The 7,563-nt window shown below is 69.2% G+C and carries 5 protein-coding genes; 1 reads left to right on the forward strand and 4 read right to left on the reverse strand.

The window, feature by feature from the left end:
- Positions 1–79: 79 nt before the first annotated feature.
- On the forward strand, positions 80–1,336 hold the full coding sequence (locus D7X12_RS36540; protein WP_120629831.1) for a collagen-like protein: 1,257 nt from the start codon (positions 80–82) through the stop codon (positions 1,334–1,336).
- Positions 1,337–1,406: 70 nt separating this feature from the next.
- Here D7X12_RS36540 and D7X12_RS36545 read toward each other — a convergent pair whose 3' ends face one another.
- The 4 genes from D7X12_RS36545 to D7X12_RS36560 form a co-directional block, all read right to left on the reverse strand.
- Complete coding sequence (locus tag D7X12_RS36545; protein ID WP_120629832.1) at positions 1,407–4,745, reverse strand: ATP-binding protein; 3,339 nt, start codon at positions 4,743–4,745, stop codon at positions 1,407–1,409.
- Between the two features lie 22 nt (positions 4,746–4,767).
- Entirely contained in the window at positions 4,768–5,775 is a 1,008-nt protein-coding gene (locus D7X12_RS43560; RefSeq protein WP_120629833.1) for a hypothetical protein, read from the reverse strand.
- Positions 5,762–6,967, reverse strand: a complete 1,206-nt coding sequence (locus D7X12_RS36555) for an endonuclease domain-containing protein (protein WP_120629834.1) — start codon at positions 6,965–6,967, stop codon at positions 5,762–5,764. Before D7X12_RS36555 ends, D7X12_RS43560 begins: the two co-directional genes overlap by 14 nt.
- Before the next feature lie 140 nt (positions 6,968–7,107).
- Positions 7,108–7,539, reverse strand: a complete 432-nt coding sequence (locus tag D7X12_RS36560; protein ID WP_244224999.1) for an MFS transporter — start codon at positions 7,537–7,539, stop codon at positions 7,108–7,110.
- Between the last annotated feature and the right edge of the window lie 24 nt (positions 7,540–7,563).

A 7,563-nucleotide genomic window follows, 5' to 3' on the forward strand; every position in this document is an offset into this window, starting at 1 on the left:
AGGGGGAGGGTTGCGGGGGCCTCCCTGCTCACGCGGTGGCGCTTCTTGTAGAACGGGTCTCTTTTCCTGGAGCACTCCCGTGAAGCTGAAAGCCGCCGCCTTTCCCACTGTCTTCCTTTGCCTCCTCGTCGCCTGCACGGACGCCTCCACGGGCCTCCAGGGAGAGCCCGGGCCCACGGGCCCCGTGGGTCCAGCCGGAGCTTCGGGCGCGAAGGGTGACACGGGGGCAAAGGGAGACATCGGGCCCACGGGCCTTCCCGGCGTGAAGGGCGATACGGGCGCGAAGGGCGACACGGGTGCGAAGGGCGACACGGGCCTCACGGGGCCCGCGGGCGTGATGTACGTGCGCACGAAGGTGGTGAGCCCCGGGGCCACGAACGTGGAGAGCGGCACCGCGCTGCGAGCCGCCATCGACGGCATCACCGACGGCGCGGCGTGGCGGGTGAAGCTGGAGCCAGGAACCTATGACCTGGGCAGCACGGGGCTGCGCCTCAAGGCGGGCATCTCGCTGGAGGGCTCGGGCCCGGAGGTCACCGTCGTGCGCTCCAGCGCCGGGGGCGCCACCACCGGCACGCTGGTGGGCGTCTCGGGCGCGGTGGTGAGCGCGCTCACCGTGCAGAACGAGGGGGGGAGCGGCCCCGCCATGGCCGTCTACAGCGAAGGGGAGACCTTCTCCTTCCACGACCTCGTCGCCACGGCGCAGGGCGGCGCCAACGACGCCTACGCCATCTATCTCAAAGGGGCGAAGGGCACGTTCGAGCGCGTGCGCACCTCAGCGGTCAGCAGCGGCTACGCCAATGCCTTCCGCTGCCGCGACTGCACGGCCCGCCTGCATGACATCCAGGCCGACGCGCGAGGCGGGACGCAGAGCGTGGGCATCTACACGGCCGCGGGCAACGTCGTCCTGCACGACGTGAACGCGAGCGCCACGGGGGCCACCGACAACTGGGGCGTCTACACGGATGGGAACATGTCGCTCGTCGACGTCGAGGCGCTGGGCAGCGGCGGCACCCGCTCCACGGGCTTCTTCGTGGGCGAGGGCAACGCCACCGTGCGCGACAGCGTCCTGCGGGCCACGGGGGCGACGACGGCCAACGAGGGCCTCTCGTCGTACACGGATTTCGCGACGTTCAACGTCTCCCGCACCGTCACCGTCCACCACTCCATCCTGGAGGGGGCCACGGTCAGCGTCTACCGCGCGCGCTACGTCGACATGCGCATCGCCGGCTCACAGCTCGCGGGCCCCGTCACGCAGCGGACCAACACCGCCGGCACCGGCACCTACGCGTGCGTCGGCGTCTACTCCGACGCCTTCGCCTCCACTGTCTGCCCTTGAGCGGTGTGGCGTAGAGGATCGATGACGGGTGCCACGCGGGCTGGCCACAACGGCCAGCCCGCCTGGGCTCCTACCTGTCCTTGGGGGGTAGTTCGTCTGGAGCGCCCTGCTCGCGTGAGCGGTGCGCCAACTGGAGGATCTCGTCCTCGGAGAGCTGATCCGTCTTGATGATGTTCCGGTCCGCCTTGAGCTGCTCCACCTGGCCGTCGCGCAGGACGTGGAACTGGCCCATCTTCTGCGCGGGCAGCCGTGTGGCCGCGTCGATGCGGGCATCCGAGAACATGGGCCGGAGCTTGCTCAAGGCCCTGTCTTCCTTCACCCGCCCCACGAACCAGGTGCGCACGTTCTCCCGGCACTTGTAGTCGAAGTCACCCGGGCTCTGCGTCGCGAGCATCACCCCGATTCCGGCGGAGCGCGCGCGCTTCAGGAGGTTCTCCATGGGCTGCTTCGTCGCGGGGATGCCCACGGCAGGCAGATACAAGTCGGCCTCGTCGAACATGAGGACGGCCTGGAGCTTGGGGGAGGGGTGCTGGCTGGCCCAGCGGTTGGCCTCCACCAGCAGTTGAGACACCCAGAAGAGCGAGCCCTGCGTTCCGCCCAGGAACTTGGTGCTGATGATGCTCAGGCGGGTGCGACCCGGAACCCTCGAACTCCCGCGCCCGAGCAGCTCCTCCATGTCCAGCTTCTCCCCCTGGCTGGCCAGGAGGGTCCGGGTGTTGAGCCGCAGCGTCGCCAGGTCCTGGGCGAGCTTGGGGAACACCTTGAGGTCCAGCCCGCTCGTCTCCTGGACGAGCGTGATGTCCTGGGACGCGATGAACTTCTGGAGGAGGTCGAGCGTCAATTCCTGTCCGATGGGGCGCTCCACCAGCAGGCGCAGCGCCTGCGCCAGCAGCGCCTTCGCCGCGCGGTCCCTCGGACTGTTGCGGTACTCGAGCATGCTTGAGATGGCTTCCGCGGCCTGCTGCACGCTCTGGTCGCGTTCTTCCGGCGGCAAGGCTTCGAGGCCACGGGGAACGACGGGAATGGCCAGCGGGCGCCCGTCGGAGCGGCCGGGGGTGTAGAGCGCGATGTCCACGCGTTCCCGCAGGAGACGACGACGCTCCTCCAGTGCGGGGTCCTTCAGCTCCTCCTGCCAGGCCTCCTCGCGTGCGTAGGCGGCGAGGTCCCCCTTGCGGTCGACGAGCAGCGCCGGGATGCCTTGCAGCAGCAGCTGCTCGATGAGGTTCAAGGCGAGGGTCGTCTTGCCGCTGCCTGAACCGCCCAGGAACGCGGTGTGCTTCGTCAGCTCATCGAGCTGGATGGAGACGGGTTGGGTGAAGACCCCTTCGGAGTTGCCGATCCGCATCGCGCTCGGCTTCGCGTCGCTCCGGGGTTTGGATTCGATGACGGGCTGCTGCTTGACCTCCACGGGCGTCTTCGTGCGTCCGGGCGCCTTGCTCACCAACGGCTGACCGAGGGCGGTGAGTTGGTGCCCCTCCAGGGCCGTCTCCGAGCGGGAGTCGTCCCTTTCAGAGAGGGTGGCGGCACGGTGTGCGCTTTCCGTGGGCGTCCCGCGACGCTCTCCCTGTACGGGCTTGCCGGAATGCGGAGGCTCCGGAGGGGGCGGGGCCTTCTCCAGCGCGAGCACGTCCGAGATCGCCTTCAGGCGCGTGATGGGCTTTGTCGCGCGGCTCCACTCGATGAAAGCAGGCTCGGGGTGCTGCTTCTGGAAGGATTGCAATGCGACCAGTTCGCGCAGGTCGCTGTTGCCGAGCACCGCGCGGCGTCCACCCTTCTTCAACAACGTCGCGGTCTGGTCCGCCACCAAAGTCCCAAGCGTTCCCGGAAAGTCCGTTGTCCGCACGAGCACGGTCACCTTTCCCGCCGCGGCCCTCAAGGCCTCCGCCATCTGCCGTGCCAGCCCACCGCCTTGCGGAGCGCGGTTGCAGAGGGCGACGAACATCTGGGTATTGCCCGGCTGGATCGTGACGTTCAGCGAGTCCTCATCGCGAGGCTTGACCTTGAAGCGCGTGGAGCCGCCGAGTTCGTCTCCGCCCATCTCGAGGGCCCAGGCCAGCAGTGCGGAGATGTCCGAGTCCTCCTCGGGAATCGCTTCCTTGAACTTCGCCCGGTGGTCGATCCAGGCCTGGTCTGTCTTCTGGATGGAGCTGGGCTCAGCCGGTGGGGGGCTCGCAGTGCCACCCCTGTTCGAGATGGGCAAGGGAAACTCCTGAGGGAGCTTCCCGTCCTGGATGGCGCGCTCGCGGTAGCGGTGGCATTGATTGAGGACATCCCGCGTCCGCTGGCCGCTCAGCAGTTCGAAACCTTTGGCCGGAATGGGATAGGTGGGGTCCTTCGGATCCAGGGTGATGCCAGACTGTGCATAAAGGAAGCTCAACCGACGCGCCGCGATGTCCTTGGCGGTTTGCGCCGTCACCACACCCTCCAGTGTGACGGGCTCGGGGTCGTATTCGATCCGGTCCCGGATGGCCTGGTTGACCTGGTGCCGCATCTTCATCCAGAAGTTTTCCAGGCAGCAGACCACCACGATGGCCGTGGGAACCTTGCCTGCGAGCGCAGCGAGGTTGTTCATCGCACGGCGGAAGGACGGCTCCATCCCGGTGTTCTGCTCGAAGTCGCTGATGTCCTCGACCTGATCGACGCAGAGGACAAGGGCCTGACCCATCACGCCCATGAGCAAGCCCAGGTGGGTCAGCATCCGGATGGGATCGTTGTCCGCCGTGCGGGGGACCAGATCGCCAATCACCGCGCGGTCCGCGGGAGCGAGGTCCTCGCACCGAAGCCATTGAAGGATCCGGTGATGGAACCGCGCCTCTCGCCGCTGAAGGCAGATGAGCGCACGAAGCAACTGCACATCGACACGGCGGAACGCTTCGTCCGCATGGAGGTCGTCGGCGACCGAGCGGATCATGTCGTGGAGCTCGTGGTCGTCCAGGATCCGTTCTTCCGGGATGAGCGGTGCGAAGGCGCTCATGCAGCGGCCCATGACCGCATTGGACAGTCGCATCAGGCCCGAGTCCTCTCCGTCCTCATCGCCCGAGTCGTAGGGCTGGTCGAGGGAGTCAATGAGGTAGGACAGGATGTGCCGGTCATAGTGGACCGCATCCACGGTCATCGGCATGTAGCCGACGTAGCCCGCCTTGCGGCCGTGGACGCTGTTGCGGAAGGCGCGCACCAGGTGCGTCTTCCCGCTGCCGGACTCACCCAGCAACAGCAGCAACTTGCCTGAGTCCGGGAGAGGCTGGCGGGTCGCTCGATTCACCAGCTTGTCGAATGCCGTTCGCGCGGGGGCGTTGAGGGATTCGACGTCGAAGGGGTCCCTCTTCCAGAGGGTCTGGCCTTGCTGGATGCTGCTGAAGATTTCGGGGCCGTTGGCCAGGAAGGCCGCGAGACGGGCGTCGGTGGGCATGGAGGTTCCTGGAGGGGACGGGCTAGACGACGACGAAGTGGTAGGTGGCGCCGTAGGACTGCACTTCGGACTCGGCGACGTCGGCGGCGTTCATGTGCTGGACGAGATCCGCGCGGCTCAACGAGATGTGCCGCTTGCGGTTGGCTTCAAGCAGCGCGGTGTCGAAGGCCTCGCGGCTGGCCCACTCCGGCTGCACGGCCCGCCAGACGTGGGAGATGAAGACCTTGTTGTCGCCGAACCGTCCCGTGGGCAGGGCCCGGGCCACCTTCAACACACGTTTGGCGAACGACGCAGTATCCGCGGGCACGGGCGCCACCGTCTTCTCCACGGGCACGGGCTCAGCGGGCTCCGCCGAACCCTCCGCCAGCACCCACTCCCGCAGCGCCGCCAGCCGCACCACCTCCGCGTCCACCCGTGCCGCCCCCACCGTGCGCGCGGCCAGCTGCTCCAGGCCGCGCTTGGGGTTGCTGACCTCCTGCCCCAGGAGCTTGCTCAGCAGGAGTGCCTTCACCGCGGGCAGGGTGAGCTTTGCGTCCGTCTCCACGCCGAGCGCCCGCCACATCAATCGGTCATCGACCTGTGACAGGGTCGGTGTCTCCGGTCCCTCGACCTTGTGAGCACGCTTGAGCAGCAGCGCACGCACCCCGTCCGCTTGCGCCAGACGGCCGAACACCGCCTTGGAGTTCGGCAGCCCCAGGCCGCGGGCGAGCAGGTGCTGCTGCTTCACCCGCCGCCACGTCAGCCCCTTGGGCGAGTCCACCCGAAGGAACTTCAACGCCCGCTGCCGGCCCTGCCCCGTCAGCGCCAGCGCCGTCTTCGCGCGCTTCTGCACGAGCCCTGTGTCGAACAGCGTGGTCAGCAGCGCGTCGAACCGCTCGGTCCACTCCCCCCGGCTCCAGCGGTGCTCCACGAAGGCATGCAGCGTCTTCGCCAGCTCGTTGCGCGTGCCGGCCTTCTTCTCCGGCCGGGTCGCAAGCCACGCCAGGGCCAGCCCCTGGAGTCGGGTGTCAGGATTTTCAGTGGTGTCCATGTCGTGGCTCCCGCCCGGACAGCTCGCGCTTCCGGGCTTCAATCAACGTGTCGAGGGTGTGGAGGATGTGCTCCAACTGCGACAGCACGTCCGTCGCGAGCAGCCGGTACACCCAGTAGCCCGCGCGCTGGAGGTCCAGGTCCTTGCGCCGGTCGCGGCGGAAGCGCTCCGGGTCCTGGAAGTGGAAGTGGCCGTCGATCTCCACCGCGATGCGCAGCTCCCGGCTGAGGAAGTCCACCTCCCACGGCCTCGGGCCTCCCGTGTCCAGGTGTGCGTTGAGTTCGAAGACGCCCGCCGTCGCCGCGTGCTCCTCCAGCCGGTCGCGCAGGTAGGCCTCCGCCTTGCTCCGCGCCCGGTCCGCGGACGCGTCGCCCGCGCCCGTGAGCACCTCCAACGCCAGCTCCGCGGCCCTCACCCGCTGCGCCTCGGGCGCCCCCGCACGCTCCAGCTTCCGCAGCGTCTCCACCGCGCCCTCGGACCCCGACGCTCCCGGCACCTCCAGCCGGCCCTCGCGCACCAGCGCCTTCAGCCGCGTCTCCTCGCCGCCGAGGAACACCGCCAACGCCTCCGGCCCCACCGCGCACGCCACCGCGAGCGCCGGCACCGCGTTGCACAGCATCCCCGCCACGTGGAGCCCCCGGAACGACGGCGCCACCCCCGCGGGCACCCGCACCACCGGCGCGCGCCCGGGCGGCACCAGCGCGTGCAGCGCCCGCAGGCCCGCGCCCACGTTCTTCGTCAGCGCCACGCGCACCGCGTCCGGCAGCGCCCCCGGCGCCGTCGCCTCCCTCCCGATGACGAGCGCGCGGCACAGCGCCCAGGTCGCCTCCGGCAGGGCAGGCGGTGGCAATCCCTCCAGCAGCACGCGCCGCTCGTGCGCTGTCTTTCCCGTGAACACCTGCGTGTGTCTGGGATTCGCGGCCGTCAGGCTGAACGTGGCCAGCGCCTCCGCGTCCGCCCCCAGGTCCCGCGTCGCCGCCAGCGCCCGGGCCCAGCCCAGCGCCGCCGAGGGCAGGTCCTCACCGGAGACCTCCACCACCCCCAGCCCATGCCGCGCGGCCCACTGGACCCAGAGCGCGCTCGCGACTTCCGGCGGGCCCTCCAGCACGCTCAGCGTCGCAATGCCTTCCCTGCGGCGCCGCGCCTGTCGGTCCAACGCATCCAGCAGCGCGACGTCTCCCGACAGCGGCAAGCCCGGCCCCCCGGGAGTGGTATCGCTTCACCACCCCCTGTGCGCGCAAAGCCTGCTCCCGTGGGTCGGGCGCTGACAAGACCCCCAAAAGAGGTAGTGACAACCGGGAAGGAATGGACCCGGGTGGGTCTGGGAAGGCTTTAGCGGGCCTTCTCTTCCAATGATTCCCGACTCAAAAGCAGCCCCAGCCCCGCCGCCGCGAGCGCGGAGACCATGCCCGTCAGGAAGGGTGCCTGGGTCCCGAGCGACGCATACATCCAACCGCTCGCCACCGGCCCCACCGTGCGCGCAAGGCCGCCGCACGACTGCGCCAATCCCAGCACCGCCCCCTGCTGTGACGGCGACGCCACCTGCGAAGCGAGGCTGGAGATGAGCGGCTGCAGGAACCCCATCCCCGCGCCCACCAGCACCACGGAGGCCATCATCCCAATCGCCTGGTGCGACACCGCGAGCCCCACCATGCCCCCGGCCAACAGGAAGGCCCCGGTGATGAGCAGCCGGAACTCCCCCACCGCGCGCGCCAGCGGTCCAATCAACCCGCCCTGGATGATGACGCCCAGCCCGCCCACCACCGCGACTGTCTCTTATACACATCT

Source organism: Corallococcus sicarius (assembly GCF_003611735.1).
Classification (GTDB): Bacteria; Myxococcota; Myxococcia; order Myxococcales; family Myxococcaceae; genus Corallococcus; species Corallococcus sicarius.